This is a genomic window from Bacillus sp. NH11B (assembly GCF_001884205.1).
Taxonomy (GTDB): domain Bacteria; phylum Bacillota; class Bacilli; order Bacillales; family Bacillaceae_G; genus Bacillus_A; species Bacillus_A proteolyticus.
Window position 1 is genome coordinate 1 of sequence record NZ_MAOG01000150.1, and the last position, 23,078, is coordinate 23,078.

The following is a 23,078-nucleotide window of genomic DNA, read 5'->3' on the forward strand; positions in this document are numbered from 1 at the left end:
TTCATCCTGAGCCAGGATCAAACTCTCCAATAAAGTTAGTTTGTCTAGCATCTAAAAATAAAAATTGACGTTTCACGTTGTTTGTTTCGTTTAGTTTTCAAAGTTCAACATCGCGTTTCAGCGACTTTCATAATATATCATAGTATATTGTTTTCGTCAACAAGTTTTTTAAGATAATTTATATCTCTCATTTGCTGACTCTGCCTATTATATAGACTTTTCTATCACTATGCAAGTATTATTATAAAAAAATAAGAGGAGGAAAAATCCCCCCTCTTATTCTTCAGAAGAAACCTCTTCATTAGATTCCTCTTCTTCATCTTTCTGTGCTTTTGCTACTGTCGCTACCTCTTGCTCATCCTCTAAACGAATTAGACGGACACCTTGTGTATTACGTCCCATTTGAGAGATTTGATCAACTGGCATACGAATAATAACGCCTGCCGCTGTAATTAGCATGATGTCTTCTTCACCTGTTACAGACTTAACTGCTACTAATTTACCGTTCTTATCTGTAATGTTACAAGTCTTCAGACCTTTACCACCACGACTTTGCAGGCGGTATTCATCAATCGGTGTACGCTTTCCGTAACCATTTTTCGTTACAATTAGAACATTTACATCCTCTTCGACAATTTCCATACCTACAACTTGATCTTCATCACCTAATGTAATTGCTTTTACACCAGCCGCATTACGTCCCATAGAACGCACATCTTGCTCATTGAAACGAATTAGCATGCCGTTGCTTGTCCCAACGATAATATCCTTATCACCAGATGTTAAGCGTACAGAGATTACTTCATCCTCTTCACGAAGAGAAATCGCAATTAAGCCATTCGTACGTATATTTGCAAATGACGAAAGTGGTGTTCTTTTAGAGATACCTTGCTTTGTTGTAAAGAATAAGAACTGATCATCACCAAATTCACGAATTGGAATAATGGCGTTAATCCACTCCCCTTTATCTACACCTAATAAGTTAATAATCGGTATACCTTTTGCTGTACGACTATACTCTGGGATTTCATATCCTTTCGTACGGTATACTTTACCCTTATTAGTGAAGAATAAAATATGATCATGTGTAGAAGTAGTCAATAGATGTTCTACGAAATCATCATCATTCGTTCCCATTCCTTGCACGCCACGCCCACCACGGTTCTGCGTTTTGTACGTAGAAGCTGGTAACCTCTTAATATAACCGTTATGAGTTAACGTAATTGCAATGTTTTGCTCTGGAATCAAATCTTCATCTTCAATAAATTCCATACCGCCAATCGTAATTTCCGTTCGTCTCTTATCATTGAAGCGCTCTTTTACTTCCGTTAATTCTTCACGAATAATCTCAAGAACTTTCTCTTCATCTGCTAAGATTGCTTTTAATTCAGCGATTAACTTCATTAACTCTTGATATTCTTGCTCAATTTTTTCACGTTCTAATCCTGTTAAACGTTGCAGACGCATATCTAAAATTGCTTGTGCTTGTTTCTCACTTAAACCGAAACGTTCCATTAAGCCTTGCTTTGCAATATCTGCTGTTTTCGAACTACGGATTAACGTAATAACTTCATCAAGATGATCTAGAGCAATTCGTAATCCTTCTAAAATATGAGCACGCGCCTCTGCTTTTTCTAATTCATAAGCAGTACGTCGACGAATTACTACCTTCTGATGCTCCAAGTAATGATATAAATTTTGTTTTAAATTCAATACTTGTGGCTCTCCATTTACAAGAGACAACATATTAATACCGAAACTTGTTTGAAGTGCTGTATGTTTATATAGATTATTTAATAGTACATTGGCATTGGCATCACGACGTACTTCCATAACAATACGCATACCGTTTCGATCTGACTCATCACGTAAATCCGTAATACCTTCAATTTTCTTATCACGAACTAATTCTGCAATTTTTTCAATTAATCGCGCCTTATTAACTTGATAAGGTAGTTCAGTTACGAGAATAGATTGTTTACCATTTGACTTCTCTTCAATTTCAACTTTAGCTCGAAGCATAATAGAGCCTCTACCTGTTTCATAGGCTCTTCGAATCCCACTTCGTCCCAAAATTAAACCTGCTGTTGGAAAATCTGGTCCTGGAATAAACTCCATTAATTCCGCAATAGTAATGTCGGGATTATGACTTAGTGCCAATACACCATCAATTACTTCACCAAGTTGATGCGGCGGAATGTTTGTTGCCATACCAACTGCAATACCCGTCGTACCATTCACTAATAAATTAGGGAAACGCGCTGGCAATACAATTGGCTCTCTTTCAGAACCATCATAGTTATCTTGATAATCAATCGTATTTTTTGAAATATCACGTATTAATTCCATAGAAATCTTAGACATTCTTGCTTCTGTATAACGCATTGCTGCTGCCGAATCACCATCAACAGAACCAAAATTACCATGCCCATCAACAAGCATATAACGTTGACTAAAATCTTGCGCCATACGTACCATCGTCTCGTAAACAGCTGAATCGCCGTGAGGGTGATACTTACCGATTACTTCACCGACAATACGCGCTGATTTTTTATACGCTTTATCTGCAGTAATTCCTAAATCATTCATCGCATATAAAACCCTACGATGCACAGGTTTTAATCCATCACGAACATCTGGTAATGCACGAGATACGATAACACTCATTGCGTAATCTAAAAATGAGGTACGCATTTCATGACTAATATTAATTTCTCGAATTCGTGCTTGTTGTTGATTGTCTGACATCAACGAGCACCTCCTCTTACATTTCCGTTACACATACATTGATTTATATGTAGAAGACAGGAATACTTAGATTCCTGTCATTACTCATTTAAATATCAAGGTTTTTCACGTATTTTGCATTTTCTTGGATAAAGTTACGACGTGGCTCTACTTTATCTCCCATTAAAATTTCAAATGTTTCATCTGCTTCAATTGCATCTTGAAGAGAAACTTGAAGTAATGAACGAACTTCCGGGTCCATTGTCGTCTCCCATAACTGAGTTGGATTCATTTCTCCTAGACCTTTATAACGCTGAATCCCTGGCTTAGGTTGAGCTGGTAATTCCGCTAAGATTTTTTCAAGTTCCTTATCGTTGTAAGCATATTGAATTTTCTTACCTTGTTGTACTTTAAACAAAGGTGGCTGTGCGATATATATATATCCACACTCAATTATTTGACGCATATAACGATAGAAGAACGTTAATAATAGGGTACGAATATGTGCACCATCAACATCGGCATCGGTCATAATAATAACTTTATGATAGCGTGCTTTTTCAATAGCGAAGTCCCCGCCGATATTTGTACCGATCGCCGTAATAATTGTACGAACTTCATCATTTGATAAAATCTTATCTAAGCGTGCCTTTTCAACATTAATAATTTTACCCTTCAGCGGTAAAATTGCTTGGAAATGACGATCGCGCCCTTGTTTTGCAGATCCACCCGCAGAGTCACCCTCTACGATATAAATTTCACTAATTGCTGGATCTTTAGAAGAACAGTCTGCCAATTTCCCTGGTAAACTTGAAACTTCTAAAGCACTCTTTCGGCGAGTTAACTCACGAGCCTTTTTAGCTGCTACACGTGCACGCGCTGCCATCGTCCCTTTATCTACAATTTTACGTGCAACATTGGGATTTTCCAGTAAGAACTTTTCAAATGCCTCTGAGAATACTGACTCTGTAATTGTTCTTGCTTCACTATTTCCAAGTTTCGTCTTCGTTTGTCCTTCGAATTGTGGATTCGGATGTTTAATTGACACAATTGCTGTTAAACCTTCACGAACATCTTCACCAGTTAAATTACTATCCGCATCTTTTAAAATATTATTTTTACGACCATAATCGTTGATCACACGTGTTAGGGCAGTTTTAAATCCTACCTCATGTGTACCACCTTCATACGTATGAATATTATTTGTAAATGAATAAATATGATTTGTATATCCTTCGTTATATTGAAGCGCAACTTCAACCTGAATACCATCTTTTGAACCTTCTACATATACAGGTTCTTCATGAATTGGTTGTTTTGAACGATTTAAATGTTCAACATATGATTTAATTCCACCTTCATAGTGAAACTCTTTCTTTTGCTTATGTTCACGCTTATCTTCAATCGTTAATTTAATATTACGATTTAAAAATGCCAATTCACGCATACGAGTCGCTAACGTATCAAATTCATATTCTGTCGTCTCTTTAAAAATCTCTGGGTCCGGCTTAAAGCGAGTTATTGTTCCAGTTTTATCTGTATCACCGATGACTTTTAAATCCGCAACTGGAATACCTCTTTCATACTTTTGGTAATGGATTTTTCCATCACGATGTACAAATACTTCTAGTTCTGTTGATAAGGCATTTACAACAGATGCACCAACACCATGCAAACCACCAGAAACCTTATAACCGCCACCGCCAAATTTACCTCCGGCGTGAAGGACAGTCATGATAACTTCTACTGCAGGACGTCCCATTTTTTCTTGTATACCAACTGGAATACCACGTCCATTATCCGTTACAAGAATACTATTATCTTCTTCAATACTAACGTTGATTTCATCGCAATACCCCGCTAAGGCTTCATCGATACTATTATCGACAATCTCCCATACAAGGTGGTGAAGTCCTTTTCCACTTGTAGTACCAATGTACATACCCGGACGTTTCCGAACTGCCTCTAGTCCTTCAAGTACCTGTATCTGACTTTCATCATATGCATTTTCTTGCATTTGCTTTTGTTCCATTGACACAAAGATCACCTACTTTTCCATTTAAACAGGGATTATGCCCTGTCCATTTCACAATCTACCGTGCCGTTCATTACATGAATTGTTTTCGCTTCTTTTAATGTTTCGTGTTCAATTCCGTCGACACTCGTCGTTGTCACAAATGTTTGCACTTTTCCTTGAATTGTATTTAACAGATGTGATTGACGATAATCATCTAATTCTGATAATACATCATCCAATAAAAGAATAGGATATTCCTTAACTTCTGAGTAAATCAATTCAATTTCAGCTAATTTTAGGGACAGTGCGGTCGTTCGTTGTTGTCCTTGCGAACCAAAGACTTGAACATTTTTACTATTAACGAAGAATTGTAAATCGTCACGATGAGGACCAATTAAAGTTGTACCACGGAAAATTTCACGTTGTTTCACAGATTGAAAACTTTCATAGTATACTTCTTTTATTTTCGACAAATCCATTGATTCTGATACATCTAGGCTTGGTTTATAGATGATTTCTAATTCCTCTAATCCCCTGCTAATCCCGCGATGTATCGGCGCAGCCCATTCTTGTAGTAAATGCAAGAACTCAAAACGTTTTCGCAATATTTTTGCACCATGCTCAATGAGTTGAAGTGTAAATACATCCAACATCGTTTCCTCATTTTTACTATTCCCTTGCATCTTTTTAAGCAAGTGATTTCGTTGCGTGAGCACTTTTTGATATTGGCTTAGTTCATACAAATAAACGGGCGCTATTTGTCCTAGTTCCATATCTAAAAAGCGTCTTCTTACTTGAGGGCTTCCTTTTACAAGATTTAAATCTTCTGGGGCAAACATAACAACATTCATTTCACCAATGTATTGGCTTAACTTTTGTTGTTCAAGTTGATTTAGCTTTGCCTTTTTACCTTTTTTGGAAATATTTAATTCTAAAGACAAAGAACTATTTCTTTTTTGTAATCTACCTTTGATTTGACCGTAATCCTCATCCCATCGAATAAGCTCACGATCATTAGAGGTTCTATGAGATTTCGCCATCGCTAATACGTAAATGGCTTCCATCAAATTTGTTTTCCCTTGTGCATTTTCACCAATAATTACATTGACCTTATCCTCAAAGGAGAGCTCTAATTTTTCATAATTGCGATAGTTTTTTAATTGTATTTCTGTAATAAACAAAGGGATCCCCCTTTATGCCTGAACTTGGAAAGTTCCACTTCCCGGAATTTCAATAATATCATTCGCATATAACTTGCGACCTCTTCTATTCTCAAGCTCTTGATTCACGTACACTTCATATTCTTGTAAGAACCATTTCACAGCCCCGCCCGTATCAATTACATCAGCTAGCTTTAAAAATTGTCCTAGTGTAATGTATTCTGTTGAAATCTTAATACTTTTCATAAAAATCGCTCACTTTCTGAAAGTGTTCATTCTTTCATTGTACTAAATAAACTAGCATTAGGAAAGTAATACCCTAAAATCAAATAAGGGCCACTAGTACCTTTAAACTAGCAACCCTCAATCCTTACTTAGTAAGTACGTACCGGTAAAATTAATTGGATGATGGAATCATCATTTACTGTACGAATCAAAAACGGCCTCATCGCCCCAGTAAAGCTAATTTTAATTTCTGTACTATCTAAAGCTTTTAATGCGTCCATCATATATTTTGCACTAAAAGATATTTTTAATTCTTCTCCATCTACGTTTTCACATTGAACTTCTTCTACTACTTTTCCGATTTCTGGTGAATTTGAAGAAATCTCAAGCATTTGTTGTTCTAATGTCGATAATTTAACAACATTGTTACGACCATCTCTTGCTAATAGCGAAGCACGATCAATTGCCTGTAAAAATTCTTTTGTATTCACAAAAATATCTGTCTTACTCTCGGCTGGAATTAAACGTGTTGTATCTGGATAGTTTCCTTCTAACAATCTCGAGAAGAATAATAAATGTTTTGTACGGAATAATACTTGATACTCCGTAATAACGATATCTACCATTTCTTCAGATTCATCTAGGATTTTACTTAATTCATTTAAACTCTTACCAGGAATAACGACATTGGCTTGAAATTCATCAGCAATATTATGCCCTTCAATTTTTGCTTTACGAAGCGCTAGTCTGTGACTATCTGTTGCAATGCAAGTTAACTCGCTGTTATATACTTTCCAGTTTACACCTGTCAAGATCGGCCTTGTTTCAGAAGTTGAAACTGCAAATACTGTTTGCCTAATCATATGTTTAAGTAAATCTGTTGGAATCTTAAATACATGATGTTCTTCAATCTGAGGTAGTAACGGATATTCAGCTGAATCTAAACCATTTAAATTAAACTCTGATTTTCCAGATTTTATTTTTGTCATAAAATGATTTTCCACAGAAATTTCAACAATTTCTTTAGGTAATTTTTTTACGATCTCACTAAAATATTTTGCTTGTAAAACAATACTTCCTGATTGTTCAATTTCAACAACTTCTTTTCCAGCATCTTCGACTGGGATAAATGATTCGATAGAGATATCTGCATCGCTACCTGTTAAAGTAACTCCTTCTTCAGTTGCTACAACTTTAATTCCTGTAAGAATTGGAATTGTTGTACGAGAAGAAACTGCCTTCATTACATCTTGTACACCTCTTACAAGATAGTCTTTTTGTATTGTAAAACGCATAACGAAAAACCTCCGGTAAGTATAAGATTTTATTTATTTAATAAAGATAAAAAAATAGTAGTAATAGTAATAGGGCCTGTGGATATGTGGATAACCCCGTTTAAAGATGTAAAAACAGTCTATCTACATGTGGATAGACTGTGCGTAAAACAAGGTAAGTTATTCACACTATTCAGCTACTACTACTTTAAAATATCATTAATTTCTTCGACGTGTTTTTGTAATTGAGTATCCGTTTTTAATAGCTTCGAAATTTTTTCGTGAGCATGGATTACTGTTGTATGATCGCGGCCACCAAATTCTTCACCTATTTTTGGTAAAGATGAGTCCGTAAGCTCGCGTGATAAATACATTGCAATTTGGCGAGGGAATGCAACGGATTTTGTACGTTTTTTTGCTTTGAAATCTTCTAATTTTACTTGATAGACGCCGCCAACAGCCTTTTGAATATCTGAAATAGAAATAATTCTAGGTATAGAGTTTGGAATAATATCTTTAAGTGCTTCAGCTGCTAAATCAGCATTAATATCTTTATTAATTAAAGATGAATAAGCTACAACTCGAATAAGTGCACCTTCTAACTCACGAATGTTAGAATCAATTTGATTTGCAATATAAAGCATAACCTCATTTGGTATATCAAGGCCTTCTGCTTTTGCTTTTTTACGTAAAATTGCAATTCTAGTTTCTAAATCTGGTGGCGTAATATCCGTAATTAAACCCCATTCAAAGCGAGAACGAAGGCGATCTTCTAAAGTTGGGATTTCTTTTGGTGGTCTATCACTTGAAATCACAATTTGTTTACTTTCTTCATGCAACGCATTAAATGTATGGAAAAACTCTTCCTGTGTTTGTTCTTTTCCAGCAAGAAATTGAATATCATCTATCAGTAAGACATCTACATTACGATATTTATTACGAAAATCGACAGCTTTATTATCACGAATAGAGTTAATGAATTCATTTGTGAATTTTTCAGATGACAAATATACAACTTTTGCATTCGGGTTGTGTTCAATTACATAATGCCCAATTGCGTGCATTAAATGTGTTTTTCCAAGTCCAACGCCCCCATAAATAAAGAGCGGATTATAAGCTTTAGCTGGCGCCTCAGCTACAGCTAAAGAAGCAGCATGTGCAAAACGATTACCAGAGCCAATAACAAATGTATCAAATGTATATTTTGGATTTAACATGCTCTGTGGTAAATGAGTAGAATCATCTTGTGCTCGATTTTTTTTAATAGGAGGAAGATCGATATCCTCTTCCGCCTGACTTTGGGGAATAATAAAACGAATAGCTAGTTTTGCCCCTGTTAAATCATAAAGTGTTTCGGAGATTAATTCCGAATAATGGGATTCTAGCCAGTCACGAGCAAATTCATTTGGAGCTGTAATAGTTAATACATCTTTTTTCAAGTTATGAGCGGTTGTTGATTTTAACCATGTTTCATAACTCGGCTTACTTACCTTTTTTTCTAATTCTTTCAAGGCACTATTCCATAAATCAGAGATATTTTCCAAAGGTGTCCCTCCTTTACAAAGATGGTAAAAGAATAAGGTTGTGCAACAATTGTACAACCCATAAGTATTTTAAATGCATATTTATACGAAACGTATTTTAAAATATAAAAACGTTGTTTGTATCCGAGATAGAGTTTTCGACAAAAAAACAAATGTGGACAACTATTTACCCACATGTGATTTAAACTGTCCACATGTTATACACAAATTGTGGATAAAATAAAGATGTGGAAAACTTATTCAAAGTGAAAACACAACTATAATATCAAAAAACAGTAGCTATAGCAATGAATTTAAGAAAGTTATCCACAAAATCAATACCTTGTGGAATAAACTTGTCCACAACACGATATACTGTGTAAAAGTAAAAAAAGAGTTTGTGGATATAAAAAAAGCGAAAATATATTTATCCACAAGGAAATATAGGGGCTGTGAAAAAGTCTGTGAATAGGTTCAAAATGAATATTTGATGAAAATTTCAAGAACCATTGACATTTTCCTAGTTGATTTACTATAATTTATTAGACTGTCTTTAACAGATATTCCTCAGGGAGGTGTCATATAATGAAAAGAACTTACCAACCAAATAAACGTAAGCGCAGCAAAGTACATGGTTTCCGCAGCCGTATGAGCACAGCGAACGGACGTAAAGTGCTAGCAGCTCGTCGTCGTAAAGGAAGAAAAGTATTATCTGCGTAGACCACTGATCGTTCAGTGGTCTTTTTTTCTAATAATAATGAATTTCCGCTGATGAACTACAGGAGTGTCAATTGATATGAAGAAAAAAAATCGTATAAAAAAGAATGATGAATTTCAGGCTGTTTTCCAAAAAGGACAGTCGAATGCTAATCGTCAGTTTGTTGTATACCAATTAAATAAAGAAAAACAGCCATACTTTCGCATCGGCCTTTCTGTTAGTAAGAAAATAGGAAATGCAGTAGTTCGTAATCGAATCAAGCGTATGATTCGCCAAGCGATTATGGAATTAAAAGATGAGATAGATTCTGGAAAAGATTTTGTTATAATAGCAAGGAAGCCTTGTGCAGAGATGACATATGAAGAAGTAAAGAAAAGCTTAATTCATGTCTTTAAACGCTCTGGTATGAAAAGAATAAAAAAGTAGCGTAAGGAAATGAATTACACTATATACATACCGATACAAGGAGGAGTAGGCTTTGAAAAAGAAACTAGGTTTACTAGCCATGGTTGTTGCATTAATGGCAATTGCTACTGGTTGTAGTGAAACGGGTCAGCCGATTACGCCAAATAGTACTGGGATTTGGAACGAATATTTCGTATATCCACTGTCTCAGTTAATCACGTATTTTGCAGAATTATTCGGTAAGAATTATGGTTTAGCAATCGTTGTTACGACTCTTATTATTCGTTTTGCATTATTACCATTAATGATTAAACAAACGAAAAGTACGAAGGCAATGCAAGCGTTACAACCAGAAATGGTAAGATTAAAAGAGAAATATAGCTCTAAAGATCAAGCAACACAGCAAAAACTACAACAAGAAATGATGCAGTTATATCAAAAAAATGGTGTAAATCCATTAGCAGGATGTTTACCAATTTTTGTTCAGATGCCTATTTTATTCGCGTTTTATCATGCGATTATGAGAACATCAGAAATTAGTAAGCATACATTCTTATGGTTTGATTTAGGACAGGCAGATCCTTACTATATCCTTCCAGTTGTTGCGGCTATTACGACTTTTATTCAGCAAAAACTTGCAATGGCAGGGACGGCTGGACAAAACCCGCAAATGGCAATGATGATTTGGCTTATGCCAATCATGATTTTAGTCTTTGCAATTAACTTCCCAGCAGCACTATCACTATACTGGGTAGTTGGTAACATCTTTGGTATTGCTCAAATGTATTTGATCAAAGGGCCTGAAATTAAGGCTAGTAAGGCAGGAGGATCAAGCAAGTGAGTATAATTACTGCTAAAGGACAAACAGTCGAGCTGGCAGTACAAGATGCTTTAAGACAATTAAACGTTTCGAAAGATCGAGTGGATATAAAGATTATTGATGAGGGTAAGAGGGGATTCCTAGGTTTATTTGGGAATCGCCCCGCTATAGTAGAAGTTGTAGTGAAGAAAGATCCCATCCAAGAGTGTGAAGAATATTTAAAAAACGTTATTCGCAATATGGGTGTGGAGGTTGAGATTAGAAAAGTTGTAAAAGGCCGCGAAGTGGAATTTACAATTGCTGGTGAAAATGTAGGTGTTTTGATTGGCAAAAGAGGAAACACCTTGAATTCTTTACAGTATTTAACAAAACTTGTGGCGAATCGTAATACGAAGCAATATATTGGCATCACACTAGATGCTGAAAATTATCGTAGTAAAAGAAAAAGTACGTTAGAATTGCTTTCTTATCGATTAGCAAAACAAGCAGTAAGTACGAAAAAAAGAGTTATGTTGGAACCTATGCCATCTTTTGAACGAAAGATTATTCATCAGGCATTATCTAATCATCAAAATATCATTACAACTTCTGAAGGAAAAGAACCACATCGATATGTTGTAATATCTTCCAAGTGACCGGTTACTCAATTGAGTGCCGGTTTTTTTGAGGCGAAAATAAATGTGGATAACTAAAAAACCACTAACTTATCCACTGTTAATAAGTTTAGTGTTTTTTACATGAGGACATAATAAAATGAGTTATTATTCTTTTGCAGATAGGTTCGTTATGGTATCCTAATAATTTAGTGACGTAAAAAAATCATGTTGAAATAGATATAAATAAGCAAGTGAGGTGAAAGGACATGGAATTTGATACAATTGCCGCAATTTCCACAGCTCTTGGGGAAGGTGCAATTGCCATTGTTCGAGTAAGTGGGGATGATGCGATTGAGAAAGTCGATCGCATTTTTAAAGGAAAAGATTTAACACAGGTTGATTCTCATACAATTCATTATGGTCATATTGTCGATTTAGATACAAATCAAGTAATTGAAGAAGTTATGGTATCGATTATGCGTGCACCTAGGACTTTTACGCGTGAAAATATAGTAGAAATCAACTGTCATGGTGGACTTGTTTCGGTAAATAAAGTATTACAGCTTATTTTAGCACAAGGAGTACGTTTGGCAGAGCCTGGTGAATTTACGAAACGTGCTTTTTTAAATGGGCGTATTGATTTATCACAAGCGGAAGCTGTTATGGATTTAATCCGTGCAAAAACAGATCGTGCTATGAACGTGGCAATTAACCAAATGGAAGGGCGATTATCTAAATTAATTGGCCGCCTGCGTCAAGACATATTGGAAACGTTAGCCCATGTTGAGGTAAATATAGATTACCCAGAATATGATGATGTAGAAGAGATGACGCATAATATTTTAATTGAGAAAGCTACACATGTTCGTGCTGAAATTGCAAAAATATTAGAAACATCGAAGCAAGGCAAGATTTTACGTGAAGGTATTGCTACTGCGATTATTGGTAGACCTAACGTTGGGAAATCATCGCTATTAAATAGTCTCGTTCAGGAGAAAAAGGCAATCGTAACTGATATTGCAGGAACAACGAGAGATGTTATTGAAGAGTACGTTAATGTGCGTGGTGTACCACTTAAACTTATAGATACAGCTGGTATTCGTGAAACGGAAGATGTTGTTGAACGAATTGGTGTAGAGCGTTCAAAAGAAATGATGAGCCAAGCCGATTTAGTGTTAGTTGTAGTCAATTATAGTGAAGCTTTAACAAATGAAGATGAAGAACTATTCCGTGCCGTACAAGGAAAAGACTTCATTATTATTGTCAATAAGACAGATTTACCACAAGAAATTGATATGGAACGTGTTACAGAGCTAGCTGCAGGCAATCGTGTTATTACGACGTCTTTAATTGAGGAGCAGGGAATTGATGAGCTTGAAAAGGCGATAGCTGATTTATTCTTTGAAGGAGCAATTGATTCTGCAGATATGACATATGTTTCTAACACGAGACATATTGGATTATTAACACAAGCAGGAAAGACGATTGGAGATGCAATTGAAGCGATAGAAAATGGTGTTCCAATCGATATGGTACAAATTGATTTAACAAGAACGTGGGAAATACTTGGTGAAATTACTGGTGATACCGTCCATGAAAGTTTAATTGACCAGTTATTCTCTCAGTTTTGTTTAGGAAAATAATAAAACGAAGCAACGTTTTAGAAAGATAGAGATTATTAGGAGGAATAAACAATGGGATACAATGCCGGTTCATACGATGTCATAGTAATCGGTGCAGGTCATGCAGGATGTGAAGCTGGTCTTGCGGCAGCACGAATGGGCTCAAAAACCTTAATGTTAACAATTAACTTAGATATGGTAGCATTCATGCCATGTAACCCTTCTGTTGGTGGACCAGCAAAAGGGATTGTTGTTCGTGAAATTGATGCATTAGGCGGAGAAATGGGACGCAATATTGATAAAACGTATATTCAAATGCGTATGTTAAATACAGGTAAAGGACCAGCTGTACGTGCGCTTCGAGCACAAGCTGATAAATTCTCTTACCAGCATGAATTAAAGAAAACAATTGAAGAAACACCAAATTTAACGTTGTTCCAAGGAATGGTAGAGCGTTTAATCGTTGAAGATGGCGTATGTAAAGGGGTAATTACACAAGCTGGTGCTGAATATACAGCAAAAACAGTCGTAATTACGACTGGAACATTTTTACGTGGTGAGATTATTATGGGTGAATTAAAATATTCGAGCGGTCCAAATAATCAGCAACCATCTATTACATTATCTGAGCATTTAGAGGAGCTTGGATTTGATCTTGTTAGATTTAAAACAGGTACACCTCCGCGCGTGAACAGTAATACAATTGACTACAGTAAAACAGAAATTCAACCAGGTGATGATAAACCACGAGCTTTCTCTTTTGAAACGACAAAATTTATTATGGATCAAATTCCATGTTGGTTGACGTATACAAGTACAGAAACACATCGTTTAATAGATGAAAACTTACATCGCTCAGCTATGTATTCTGGTATGATTAAAGGAACAGGTCCTAGATATTGCCCTTCAATTGAAGACAAGGTAGTTAGATTTAATGATAAACCACGTCATCAAATTTTCTTAGAGCCAGAAGGTCGTAATACACAAGAGGTATATGTTCAAGGATTATCGACAAGTTTACCAGAAGATGTGCAACGTGACATGCTTAGAACAATCCCTGGTCTAGAAAATGTTGAAATGATGCGTACAGGTTATGCAATTGAATATGATGCAATTGTACCAACTCAATTATGGCCGACACTTGAAACGAAAAAAATTAAAAATTTATATACAGCAGGACAAATTAACGGAACTTCCGGTTACGAAGAAGCAGCAGGACAAGGGCTTATGGCTGGTATTAATGCAGCGTGTCGTTCTTTAGGTAAAAAGGAAGTTATTTTAGGTCGCGGGGATGCTTATATTGGTGTCTTAATTGATGACCTTGTAACGAAAGGTACAAATGAACCATATCGTTTATTAACGTCTCGTGCAGAATATCGCCTATTATTACGCCACGATAATGCTGATCTTCGTTTAACTGAAGTTGGTCGTGAAATTGGCCTAATTAAAGAAGATCGCTATGAGCGATTTACAAATAAAAAGTTACAAATTGAACAGGAAAAGGAACGTTTAGGGAGCATTATTATTAAACCACGTCCTGAAGTTCAAGAATTAATTCGTAGTGTTGGCGGAAGTGAATTGAAAGATGGAATACGTGCAAGTGACTTATTACGTCGTCCAGAGATGTCATATGAGCATATTCATCTTTTAGTACCAAGTGAAGTAGCATTAAGTGATGAAATTACGGAACAAGTTGAAATTCAGACTAAGTACGAAGGATACATTGAAAAATCTTTACAGCAAGTAGAGCGTATGAAGAAAATGGAAAACAAAAAAATCCCTGTGGATATTGATTATGATGCGATTTCTAGCCTTGCCTCAGAAGCGAGACAGAAATTGAAAGATGTTCGTCCACTTTCAATGGGGCAGGCTTCACGTATTTCTGGCGTAAATCCAGCTGATGTTTCCATTTTGCTTGTGTATATTGAACAAGGAAAAATTGCACGAGTATCGAACCAATAAATAGTAAGGAGATATTGCTAGATGAACATAGAACAATTTCAATCTATGCTAGAAGAGAAGGGTATCACCCTCTCTTCTAGACAATTAGAGCAGTTCAAAATCTACTTTGAAACGTTAGTAGAGTGGAATGAAAAAATGAATTTAACAGCTATTACGGAGAAGGAAGAAGTATACTTAAAACACTTTTTTGATTCTATTACAGCTGCTTTTTATTATGATTTTTCGAAACCATTCTCTATTTGCGATGTTGGCGCAGGAGCTGGATTCCCAAGTATCCCGCTGAAAATCTGTTTCCCACATTTAAAAGTAACGATTGTAGATTCATTACAAAAACGTATTAATTTCTTAAATCACTTAGCGCAAAAATTAGAGTTAAGTGATGTTGCCTTTTGTCATGATCGTGCTGAAACATTTGGGAAAAAAGAAGGTGTACGTGAATCATACGATATTGTAATGGCACGTGCAGTCGCGCGTCTTTCTGTATTAAGTGAGCTATGTTTACCACTTGTAAAAGTTGGAGGAACATTTATTGCAATGAAAGGTGCTGCAGCGAACGAAGAAATTGAAAATGGTAAGTATGCTTTAGAGGTGCTAGGCGGGGAATTAAAAGAAATGTCTACGTTCCAATTACCGTTTGAGGAAAGTGAACGTAATATTTTATTAATCGAGAAAAAGCGCAAGACACCCAAGAAATATCCACGCAAACCGGGAACACCCAATAAATTACCTATTGAAAAGTAAATCTTATTAGACGTAAGATTGAATTATATAAATGAAAACGTAAATGTTTCATAGGAAACATTTTATGGAGAATAGTCAATAGGCCTAAAAGGTGGTGGAATATGTATGAAAAATACGTTTTCTCGTTTATTTGGCTTTGGAGATAAAGAGAGCGAATTCGAATTACAAGAGGAAAGCCATGAAGAAATAGATAAAAAGGTATATGAGGAAATACAAGAAATCCCGATAGTAAATATTACCCCTAACCGTTATCAACCACGAACAGTTTTCGATGATGCACGAATCGAGGAATTAGCATTAACGATTCGTACTCACGGGCTTATCCAGCCGATTGTCGTGAGGCAATATGAGGATGATAAGTACGAGATTATTGCTGGAGAAAGGCGTTTCCGCGCAGCAACGAAGTTAGGGTGGGAAAAGGTTCCTGCAATTATAAAGAACTTAAATGATACAGAGACAGCTTCTGTAGCGCTAATTGAAAATTTGCAACGTGAGGAATTAACAGCAATCGAGGAAGCTGTGGCATATCAAAAGCTGATTGAGTTACATAATTTAACACAAGAAGCACTGGCACAACGACTTGGAAAAGGGCAATCCACAATCGCAAATAAGTTGCGATTGTTAAAGTTGCCTGAAGAAATAAAAAGTGCGTTATTGGAAAAAAGTATTACAGAACGTCACGCTCGTGCTCTCATTCCTTTAAAAAATGAGGAATTACAACTGAAGGTTTTACAAGAAATTGTGGAAAAACAACTGAATGTAAAACAAACAGAAGAACGAATTGCAAAATTACTAGAGGAAGCAAAACCGAAGCGTAAAGCAAAGCAAAAAGCAGTAAGTAGAGATACGAGAATTGCTATGAATACAATTAGGCAGTCATTACAAATGGTTGCTAATAGTGGTTTAAATGTTAATTCTGAGGAAGAAGAATTTGATGAGTACTATCAAATTACGATTAAAATTCCGAAGAAAAAATAATAATGGCGTGTTAGAGACCTTATCCTATTGGAGAGGTCTCTTTTACTATATTTTCTTGTTAATGAAGAAGGAGTTTAGAAATAAATTTTGAAGTTTAATAAGGACGTAAAAGAAAAGCTTTTATTTCATGTTACAATAAACGTAATTGTTACTAGAATAAGATAGAAAGGTTGAAAGTAGGTGACATCATGGGAAAAATCATTGCTATTGCTAATCAAAAAGGCGGTGTTGGAAAAACAACAACATCTGTTAATTTAGGGGCTGGATTGGCACAAGTAGGAAAAAAAGTCCTTCTCGTAGACATTGATGCTCAAGGAAATGCCACGACTGGTGTAGGAATTGAAAAGTCTGAATTAGATCAATGTATTTATAATGTTCTTGTAGAAGATGCAGATGTTCAAGGAGTTATACGGAAAACCGCAACTGAAAACTTAGATGTTCTACCCGCTACAATTCAATTGGCCGGTGCTGAAATTGAATTGGTACCGACTATTTCCCGGGAAGTACGTTTGCAAAGGGCATTACAGCCAGTTCGTGATGAATATGATTATATTATTATCGACTGTCCCCCATCCTTAGGGTTATTAACGATTAATGCATTAACAGCAGCAGATTCAGTTATTATTCCTGTTCAGTGTGAATATTACGCACTAGAAGGATTAAGTCAGCTATTAAATACAGTTCGACTTGTGCAAAAACATTTAAATAAAAATTTAGCAATTCAAGGTGTATTGTTAACGATGTTGGATGCCCGTACAAATTTAGGGATTCAAGTTATAGATGAGGTGAAAAAATACTTTAGGGATAAAGTATATCGTTCGATTATTCCTCGAAATGTGCGCTTAAGTGAGGCGCCAAGTCATGGGAAACCGATTATGCAGTATGACGCTAAATCAAGAGGAGCAGAAGTATATATAGATTTAGCAGAGGAAGTGATTGCAGGTGGCTAAAGGATTAGGAAGAGGGATTAATGTGTTTTTTCCTGATTTGGATGTGAAGGAAGAAGAAACAATTCAGGAGATTATAGTAACTGAATTAAGGCCAAATCCATATCAACCACGTAAGCATTTCAATAAAGAAGCAATTCAGGAATTGGCGGCTTCTATTAAAGAACATGGCATATTGCAACCATTAATCGCTAGAAAGAGTATTAAGGGATATGAAATTGTTGCAGGTGAAAGAAGATATCGTGCTGCTAAAGAGGCTGGACTTGAAAAGGTGCCTGCTGTTGTAAGGCAATTAAACGAGCAGCAAATGATGGAATTTGCTTTGCTTGAAAACTTACAACGAGAAGATTTAAATCCTATGGAAGAGGCAATGGCATATCAGATGTTAATGAATGAGCTAAATGTAACGCAAGAACAATTAGCGAAACGTCTTGGTAAAAGCAGACCTTACATTGCAAATTATACTCGGTTATTAAGCCTCCCTTCGTTCGTACAAGATATGATTGCAAATGGTCAACTTTCAATGGCTCACGGTAGAACCTTACTTACGATAAAAGATGAAGAACAGCTGAAGTCTTTATTGAAACGAATCGAAAAAGAAGGATTAAATGTTCGCCAATTAGAAAAAATTGTCCAGGAGATTAATCAAAGCGTTTCACGTGAAACAAAACAGATAAAAAAAGAGCGAAATATATTCTTCGTAGAGCGCGAAACGTTCTTAAGAGAAAAGTTTGGTACAGATGTAAAAATTAAAGAAACAAAAAAAGAAAAAGGTAAAATTGAAATTGAATTTTTCAATAAAGAAGATTTAAATCGTATTTTAGAATTATTATCACAGAAAAACTAAAAAGCAAACCATCTTATTATTTAGAGATGGTTTGCTTTTTTTAACGCAGATAATTTTTGGTCCGTTTCTTTGATACTTTGTGCGATTACATCAGCCATTTTCATGACTAAACTTAACCTTGTATTTTGAAGAACGAAAAACTCCATAAAACCATTTAGATTGACGATGCCATGTATATGCAAATCACCAACTGCAGGTAATTTCTTATTCATCGCAGCTCCAGGTTTACTAGGTCCCTTTCCGGTAGTGATTGAACCGATACTTTGAGATTTTCCTAAGCATGCATCAACAGCAATTATAAAAGAGGTAGGATTTTCTTTCTGTATATTCTGAATTTTCTCTTCTAAATTTAACGCATGTATTGGTTCATCTAGTGTGCCGAATACTTGGAAGTTCTTAATTTCTACTTGTTCTAGTTTTGTACCGACTAATGGACCGAGTGCGTCACCGGTGGAACGATCCGTCCCAATACAAACGAGAATAAGTGGTGTATTAGTTCTAATAGGGATATGGGAAAGTAGGAAATTACTGATTGTCTCGGAGGCTTCTAAGTCTTGATGCATAACATTTTGAGTTTCTTTTTCGAAAAAAGGTAAGCGAAAACTTCCAATATTCATGAAGCACCCATCCTTTTAATAAATTTTCAAAATATGTTATACGTTGAGTAAAATGGAAAACTATAAGTGCGTACTTTTTGCAAAATGTGAGTGAAAACGGAAATAATAGTACTAGTATATATATATTCGCTCCATTTTATACCTGGATAAAAGCTAACAAATGGAATTAAAGTCATAAAATTTTTTCAGAAATCAGAGAGACTTCTGATACAATAAGAAGGATAACTAAAAAGAAATTTTAGCTGGAGAGGTAGAGGTACATGGATTTAGCGTTGAAATGGTTTGAGTCTATTGATTGGACGAATATAGGTGTAAAATCACTACAAATAGTCGTTATTTTAATACTTGGTGCAATCGTTGTACGAGTTGCAAGGGCAATTGTACGAAATGCATTTCGTATGGGAAGTCGCTCGCCAATTCAAATTTCAGAACGTCGTACAGTTACAGTAGCGAAGTTACTTGAAAATATTGTGGCATACGTTGTTATGTTTATTATGTTAATTGCGATTTTAGGCGTGTTCAATATTAATGCATCAGGTCTATTAGCTGGTGCTGGGGTCATTGGTTTAGCGGTCGGATTTGGTGCCCAAAGTTTAGTGAAAGATGTCATTACAGGACTATTTATTTTGTTAGAAGATCAGTTTTCAGTAGGTGACTATGTAAGAATTGGTCAGTTTGAAGGAGTCGTTTTAGAAATTGGACTTCGTACGACAAAAGTAAAGAGTTGGACAGGTGAAATTCATACTTTGCCAAACGGAAGTATCATTCAAGTTACTAATTTTTCAGTCAGTAATAGTGTGGCATTCGTTGATGTATCTATTTCGTATGAGGCTGACATAGCAAAAGCAGAGCAAGTAATTGAAGAGTTATTAGTAGAATTACCTGCAAAGTATGAGAAGATGGTAACAACACCTCAATTGTTAGGTGTACAAACATTAGCTGCATCAGAAGTTATATTACGTGTTATTGTTGAAGTGGAGCCAATGCAACATGCAGTTATTGCAAGAGCCCTTCGTAAAGAAATTAAAAATCGTCTAGATTTACATGGAATCGAAATTCCATATCCACGTATGGTTTTATATAATCGTGAAGAATTGGTTAGTGAAAAGGCAATTTAGTATAGAGAGGGGTTTGGAGAGTGGAGCAAAAGCAATATAACTTGTACGATGTTGTGGAAATGAAGAAGGCCCATCCATGTGGTGTAAATCGATGGAAGATTATTCGTATGGGAATGGATATCCGCATTAAGTGCGAGGGATGTGACCATTCGGTAATGATTCCTCGAAGAGAGTTTGATCGTAAGGTAAAAAAAATACTTGTGAAGCATGAAGAATAGAGAGAAAGTAACAGTTGCAGTAGGCAATTGTTACTTTTTTTCGTTTGGAGGAAACTTGTCATTTTTTTCGTTACTATCTATAATGATGAAAGATTGAGACATAGGAGTGAAAAATATGGGATTAACGGCTGGGATCGTTGGATTACCTAACGTAGGAAAGTCCACTTTATTTAATGCAATTACACAAGCAGGAGCAGAATCTGCGAACTATCCATTCTGTACAATTGACCCAAACGTAGGGATCGTAGAAGTACCAGATGAGCGTTTAAATAAATTAACGGAATTAGTAGAACCGAAAAAAACTGTTCCGACTGTATTCGAATTTACTGATATTGCAGGTATCGTAAAAGGTGCAAGTAAAGGTGAAGGATTAGGAAATAAATTCTTATCTCACATTCGCCAAGTAGATGCAATTTGCCAAGTTGTTCGTTGTTTTGAAGATGAAAATATTACGCACGTTTCAGGAAAAGTAGATCCAATTGATGATATTGAAACAATCAACTTAGAGCTAATCTTAGCAGACTTAGAGTCTGTTGATAAACGTATCGAGCGTGTTGCGAAGTTAGCAAGACAAAAAGATAAAGAAGCTGTATATGAGCATGAAATTTTAGTTCGTTTAAAAGAAGCTTTTGAAGAGGGAAAACCGGCTCGTACTGTTGAATTTACAGAAGAGCAAATGAAGATTGTTAAAGGCCTTCATTTACTTACAACGAAAGAAATGCTATACGTAGCAAACGTAAGTGAAGATGATATTATGGATCCTTCTGAAAATAAATATGTACAAATGGTAAAAGAATTTGCTGCAAATGAAAATTCTCAAGTTATCGTTGTATGTGCAAAAATCGAATCAGAAATCGCTGAGTTAGACGAAGAAGAGAAAAAAGTATTCCTGGAAGAACTAGGTATTGAAGAATCAGGTTTAGATCAGTTAATTCGTGCTGCATATGACTTATTAGGACTTGCTACTTACTTCACAGCTGGTGTGCAAGAAGTGCGTGCATGGACATTTAAACAAGGTATGAAAGCACCACAATGTGCTGGCGTAATTCATACAGACTTTGAGCGTGGATTTATTCGCGCAGAAACAGTTTCTTATGATGATTTAATGACAAACGGTTCTATGACAGCTGCAAAAGAAGCTGGAAAAGTACGTTTAGAAGGAAAAGAGTATATCGTAAAAGACGGAGATGTTATGCACTTCCGCTTTAACGTTTAATTTAATATTTCCTAGGAAAAATAAAGATATGAACTTGGCAAATATATTATGTGTTTGCCAAGTTTTTTACGTATTGGTGAGTTGATTCATATAACTTACTATGATATAATCTAAACTCGTGAGTAATTACTATAAATTAATTGCTCCTTGCCCATTATGGGCCGTTTAGACCAAAAGGAGGTGAAAGTGTAATGAGAAAGTACGAAATTATGTACATCATTCGTCCTGGCGTTGAAGAAGAAGCTCAAAAAGCTTTAGTTGAACGTTTTGCAGGTGTTTTAACAAACAATGGTGCAGAAATCATTAACACGAAAGAGTGGGGTAAGCGTCGTTTAGCTTACGAAATCAACGACTTACGTGAAGGTTTCTACATGATCTTAAACGTGAACTCTAACTCAGAGGCGATCAACGAATTCGACCGTTTAGCTAAGATCAACGAAGATATCCTTCGTCATATCGTTGTTAAAGAAGAAGAAAAATAATTGATATATAAGGGAGAGTGGTTCGATTGATGAATCGTGTTATCCTCGTTGGTCGTTTAACTAAGGACCCTGACTTACGTTACACGCCCAATGGTGTTGCAGTAGCTACTTTTACGTTAGCTGTGAATCGCGCATTTGCGAATCAACAAGGTGAGCGTGAAGCTGACTTTATTAATTGTGTAATATGGCGTAAACAAGCAGAAAACGTGGCAAATTATTTGAAAAAAGGTAGCTTAGCAGGCGTAGACGGACGTCTTCAAACTCGTAATTACGATGGACAAGATGGTAAACGTGTATATGTAACAGAAGTTCTTGCGGAGAGCGTACAATTTTTAGAGCCGCGTAATGGCGGTGGGGAGCAACGTGGTTCATTCAATCAGCAACCATCAGGAGCTGGTTTCGGTAACCAAAGCTCTAACCCATTTGGTCAATCTAGTAATTCAGGTAACCAAGGTAACTCTGGATTTACGAAGAATGACGATCCATTTTCGAATGTTGGTCAACCGATTGACATTTCGGACGACGATTTACCATTTTAATGGTGTGAATCGGCTATTTTTAACAAAGAATGGAGGGAATAGACATGGCAGGACGCAAAGGTGGACGTGCGAAGCGTCGTAAGGTGTGTTTCTTCACATCTAACGGCATCACTCGCATTGACTATAAAGATGTTGATTTATTAAAACGTTTCGTTTCTGAGCGTGGTAAAATTTTACCTCGTCGTGTAACAGGAACAAGCGCAAAATACCAACGCAAACTTACAGTTGCAATTAAACGTGCTCGTCAAATGGCACTTTTACCATATGTTGGTGAATAATAGCGTATGAAATGCACAGTAGAGTCGGACTCTACTGTGCATTTTGCT

General features: G+C 36.0%; 23 protein-coding genes. 16 read left to right on the top strand and 7 right to left on the bottom strand.

Translation table 11 applies throughout. From position 1 onward, the window contains the following. Window positions 1-276 precede the first annotated feature (276 nt). From gyrA to dnaA, 6 genes are all read right to left on the bottom strand, one after another. Entirely contained in the window at window positions 277-2,748 is a 2,472-nt protein-coding gene (gene gyrA, locus BAU27_RS30075; RefSeq protein WP_071744231.1) for a DNA gyrase subunit A, read from the bottom strand. Between the two features lie 88 nt (window positions 2,749-2,836). Continuing rightward, complete coding sequence (gene gyrB / locus BAU27_RS30080) at window positions 2,837-4,759, bottom strand: DNA topoisomerase (ATP-hydrolyzing) subunit B (RefSeq protein WP_000435985.1); 1,923 nt, start codon at window positions 4,757-4,759, stop codon at window positions 2,837-2,839. A gap of 38 nt (window positions 4,760-4,797) precedes the next feature. Next, window positions 4,798-5,925: a DNA replication/repair protein RecF gene (recF, locus tag BAU27_RS30085; protein ID WP_071744230.1), complete on the bottom strand. Its 1,128-nt coding sequence runs from the start codon at window positions 5,923-5,925 to the stop codon at window positions 4,798-4,800. A gap of 12 nt (window positions 5,926-5,937) precedes the next feature. Further along, on the bottom strand, window positions 5,938-6,150 hold the full coding sequence (gene yaaA, locus BAU27_RS30090; RefSeq protein WP_000835828.1) for a S4 domain-containing protein YaaA: 213 nt from the start codon (window positions 6,148-6,150) through the stop codon (window positions 5,938-5,940). 128 nt (window positions 6,151-6,278) lie between these two features. Further along, complete coding sequence (gene dnaN / locus BAU27_RS30095) at window positions 6,279-7,424, bottom strand: DNA polymerase III subunit beta (protein WP_071744229.1); 1,146 nt, start codon at window positions 7,422-7,424, stop codon at window positions 6,279-6,281. Window positions 7,425-7,606: 182 nt separating this feature from the next. Then, window positions 7,607-8,947 carry a chromosomal replication initiator protein DnaA gene (gene dnaA, locus BAU27_RS30100; RefSeq protein WP_071744228.1) on the bottom strand — a complete coding sequence of 447 codons (1,341 nt, stop codon included), beginning with the start codon at window positions 8,945-8,947 and terminating at the stop codon, window positions 7,607-7,609. Window positions 8,948-9,511: 564 nt separating this feature from the next. On the opposite strand from dnaA, the gene rpmH reads away from it, so the two are divergent. The 10 genes from rpmH (at window position 9,512) to spo0J (ending at window position 18,562) form a co-directional block, all read left to right on the top strand. Then, window positions 9,512-9,646 (top strand): 50S ribosomal protein L34, encoded by a 135-nt coding sequence (gene rpmH / locus BAU27_RS30105; RefSeq protein WP_000831901.1) that lies wholly within the window; start codon window positions 9,512-9,514, stop codon window positions 9,644-9,646. Between the two features lie 76 nt (window positions 9,647-9,722). Next, window positions 9,723-10,070 (top strand): ribonuclease P protein component, encoded by a 348-nt coding sequence (gene rnpA / locus BAU27_RS30110; RefSeq protein ID WP_071744227.1) that lies wholly within the window; start codon window positions 9,723-9,725, stop codon window positions 10,068-10,070. 52 nt (window positions 10,071-10,122) lie between these two features. Next, on the top strand, window positions 10,123-10,890 hold the full coding sequence (spoIIIJ, locus tag BAU27_RS30115; protein ID WP_071744226.1) for a YidC family membrane integrase SpoIIIJ: 768 nt from the start codon (window positions 10,123-10,125) through the stop codon (window positions 10,888-10,890). Then, on the top strand, window positions 10,887-11,504 hold the full coding sequence (gene jag / locus BAU27_RS30120) for an RNA-binding cell elongation regulator Jag/EloR (protein WP_071772998.1): 618 nt from the start codon (window positions 10,887-10,889) through the stop codon (window positions 11,502-11,504). The genes spoIIIJ and jag overlap by 4 nt, the downstream gene beginning before the upstream one ends. 227 nt (window positions 11,505-11,731) lie before the next feature. Beyond that, a complete protein-coding gene (mnmE, locus tag BAU27_RS30125) occupies window positions 11,732-13,108 on the top strand; it encodes a tRNA uridine-5-carboxymethylaminomethyl(34) synthesis GTPase MnmE (protein ID WP_071744224.1) in 1,377 nt (458 codons plus the stop codon). 51 nt (window positions 13,109-13,159) lie between these two features. After that, window positions 13,160-15,049: a tRNA uridine-5-carboxymethylaminomethyl(34) synthesis enzyme MnmG gene (gene mnmG, locus BAU27_RS30130; RefSeq protein WP_071744223.1), complete on the top strand. Its 1,890-nt coding sequence runs from the start codon at window positions 13,160-13,162 to the stop codon at window positions 15,047-15,049. Between the two features lie 21 nt (window positions 15,050-15,070). Next, on the top strand, window positions 15,071-15,790 hold the full coding sequence (rsmG, locus tag BAU27_RS30135) for a 16S rRNA (guanine(527)-N(7))-methyltransferase RsmG (protein WP_001019628.1): 720 nt from the start codon (window positions 15,071-15,073) through the stop codon (window positions 15,788-15,790). A 105-nt stretch (window positions 15,791-15,895) separates the two neighbouring features. Beyond that, window positions 15,896-16,768, top strand: coding sequence for a nucleoid occlusion protein (gene noc, locus BAU27_RS30140; protein ID WP_071744222.1), 873 nt, complete (start codon window positions 15,896-15,898; stop codon window positions 16,766-16,768). Window positions 16,769-16,956: 188 nt separating this feature from the next. Continuing rightward, the gene (soj, locus tag BAU27_RS30145; RefSeq protein ID WP_000516117.1) at window positions 16,957-17,718 is read left to right on the top strand and encodes a sporulation initiation inhibitor protein Soj; all 762 of its coding nucleotides are present in this window, start codon (window positions 16,957-16,959) and stop codon (window positions 17,716-17,718) included. After that, complete coding sequence (spo0J, locus tag BAU27_RS30150; RefSeq protein ID WP_083596240.1) at window positions 17,711-18,562, top strand: stage 0 sporulation protein Spo0J; 852 nt, start codon at window positions 17,711-17,713, stop codon at window positions 18,560-18,562. Before soj ends, spo0J begins: the two co-directional genes overlap by 8 nt. A 20-nt stretch (window positions 18,563-18,582) precedes the next feature. Here spo0J and yyaC read toward each other — a convergent pair whose 3' ends face one another. Then, the gene (yyaC, locus tag BAU27_RS30155) at window positions 18,583-19,179 is read right to left on the bottom strand and encodes a spore protease YyaC (RefSeq protein WP_071744220.1); all 597 of its coding nucleotides are present in this window, start codon (window positions 19,177-19,179) and stop codon (window positions 18,583-18,585) included. Between the two features lie 260 nt (window positions 19,180-19,439). On the opposite strand from yyaC, the gene BAU27_RS30160 reads away from it, so the two are divergent. The 6 genes from BAU27_RS30160 to rpsR all read left to right on the top strand — a co-directional run bounded on the left by BAU27_RS30160 (window position 19,440) and on the right by rpsR (window position 23,030). Beyond that, window positions 19,440-20,297: a mechanosensitive ion channel family protein gene (locus BAU27_RS30160; protein ID WP_071744219.1), complete on the top strand. Its 858-nt coding sequence runs from the start codon at window positions 19,440-19,442 to the stop codon at window positions 20,295-20,297. Between the two features lie 20 nt (window positions 20,298-20,317). Beyond that, the gene (locus tag BAU27_RS30165; RefSeq protein ID WP_000436055.1) at window positions 20,318-20,515 is read left to right on the top strand and encodes a DUF951 domain-containing protein; all 198 of its coding nucleotides are present in this window, start codon (window positions 20,318-20,320) and stop codon (window positions 20,513-20,515) included. Between the two features lie 115 nt (window positions 20,516-20,630). Further along, a complete protein-coding gene (gene ychF, locus BAU27_RS30170) occupies window positions 20,631-21,731 on the top strand; it encodes a redox-regulated ATPase YchF (RefSeq protein WP_000524664.1) in 1,101 nt (366 codons plus the stop codon). Between the two features lie 191 nt (window positions 21,732-21,922). Further along, a complete protein-coding gene (gene rpsF / locus BAU27_RS30175; protein WP_001233782.1) occupies window positions 21,923-22,213 on the top strand; it encodes a 30S ribosomal protein S6 in 291 nt (96 codons plus the stop codon). Between the two features lie 26 nt (window positions 22,214-22,239). Then, window positions 22,240-22,752 (top strand): single-stranded DNA-binding protein, encoded by a 513-nt coding sequence (gene ssb, locus BAU27_RS30180; RefSeq protein ID WP_016093691.1) that lies wholly within the window; start codon window positions 22,240-22,242, stop codon window positions 22,750-22,752. Between the two features lie 44 nt (window positions 22,753-22,796). Then, the gene (rpsR, locus tag BAU27_RS30185) at window positions 22,797-23,030 is read left to right on the top strand and encodes a 30S ribosomal protein S18 (protein ID WP_000918874.1); all 234 of its coding nucleotides are present in this window, start codon (window positions 22,797-22,799) and stop codon (window positions 23,028-23,030) included. Window positions 23,031-23,078 lie beyond the last annotated feature (48 nt).

Excerpts from the sequence above, each read along its gene's own strand:
- gyrA (WP_071744231.1), bottom strand. The coding sequence starts at position 2,748 with ATGTCAGACAATCAACAACAAGCACGAATTCGAGAAATTAATATTAGT.
- gyrB (WP_000435985.1), bottom strand. The coding sequence starts at position 4,759 with ATGGAACAAAAGCAAATGCAAGAAAATGCATATGATGAAAGTCAGATA.
- yaaA (WP_000835828.1), bottom strand. The coding sequence starts at position 6,150 with ATGAAAAGTATTAAGATTTCAACAGAATACATTACACTAGGACAATTT.
- dnaN (WP_071744229.1), bottom strand. The coding sequence starts at position 7,424 with ATGCGTTTTACAATACAAAAAGACTATCTTGTAAGAGGTGTACAAGAT.
- rpmH (WP_000831901.1), top strand. The coding sequence starts at position 9,512 with ATGAAAAGAACTTACCAACCAAATAAACGTAAGCGCAGCAAAGTACAT.
- rnpA (WP_071744227.1), top strand. The coding sequence starts at position 9,723 with ATGAAGAAAAAAAATCGTATAAAAAAGAATGATGAATTTCAGGCTGTT.
- mnmE (WP_071744224.1), top strand. The coding sequence starts at position 11,732 with ATGGAATTTGATACAATTGCCGCAATTTCCACAGCTCTTGGGGAAGGT.
- mnmG (WP_071744223.1), top strand. The coding sequence starts at position 13,160 with ATGGGATACAATGCCGGTTCATACGATGTCATAGTAATCGGTGCAGGT.
- rsmG (WP_001019628.1), top strand. The coding sequence starts at position 15,071 with ATGAACATAGAACAATTTCAATCTATGCTAGAAGAGAAGGGTATCACC.
- noc (WP_071744222.1), top strand. The coding sequence starts at position 15,896 with ATGAAAAATACGTTTTCTCGTTTATTTGGCTTTGGAGATAAAGAGAGC.
- soj (WP_000516117.1), top strand. The coding sequence starts at position 16,957 with ATGGGAAAAATCATTGCTATTGCTAATCAAAAAGGCGGTGTTGGAAAA.
- yyaC (WP_071744220.1), bottom strand. The coding sequence starts at position 19,179 with ATGAATATTGGAAGTTTTCGCTTACCTTTTTTCGAAAAAGAAACTCAA.
- BAU27_RS30160 (WP_071744219.1), top strand. The coding sequence starts at position 19,440 with ATGGATTTAGCGTTGAAATGGTTTGAGTCTATTGATTGGACGAATATA.
- ychF (WP_000524664.1), top strand. The coding sequence starts at position 20,631 with ATGGGATTAACGGCTGGGATCGTTGGATTACCTAACGTAGGAAAGTCC.
- rpsF (WP_001233782.1), top strand. The coding sequence starts at position 21,923 with ATGAGAAAGTACGAAATTATGTACATCATTCGTCCTGGCGTTGAAGAA.
- rpsR (WP_000918874.1), top strand. The coding sequence starts at position 22,797 with ATGGCAGGACGCAAAGGTGGACGTGCGAAGCGTCGTAAGGTGTGTTTC.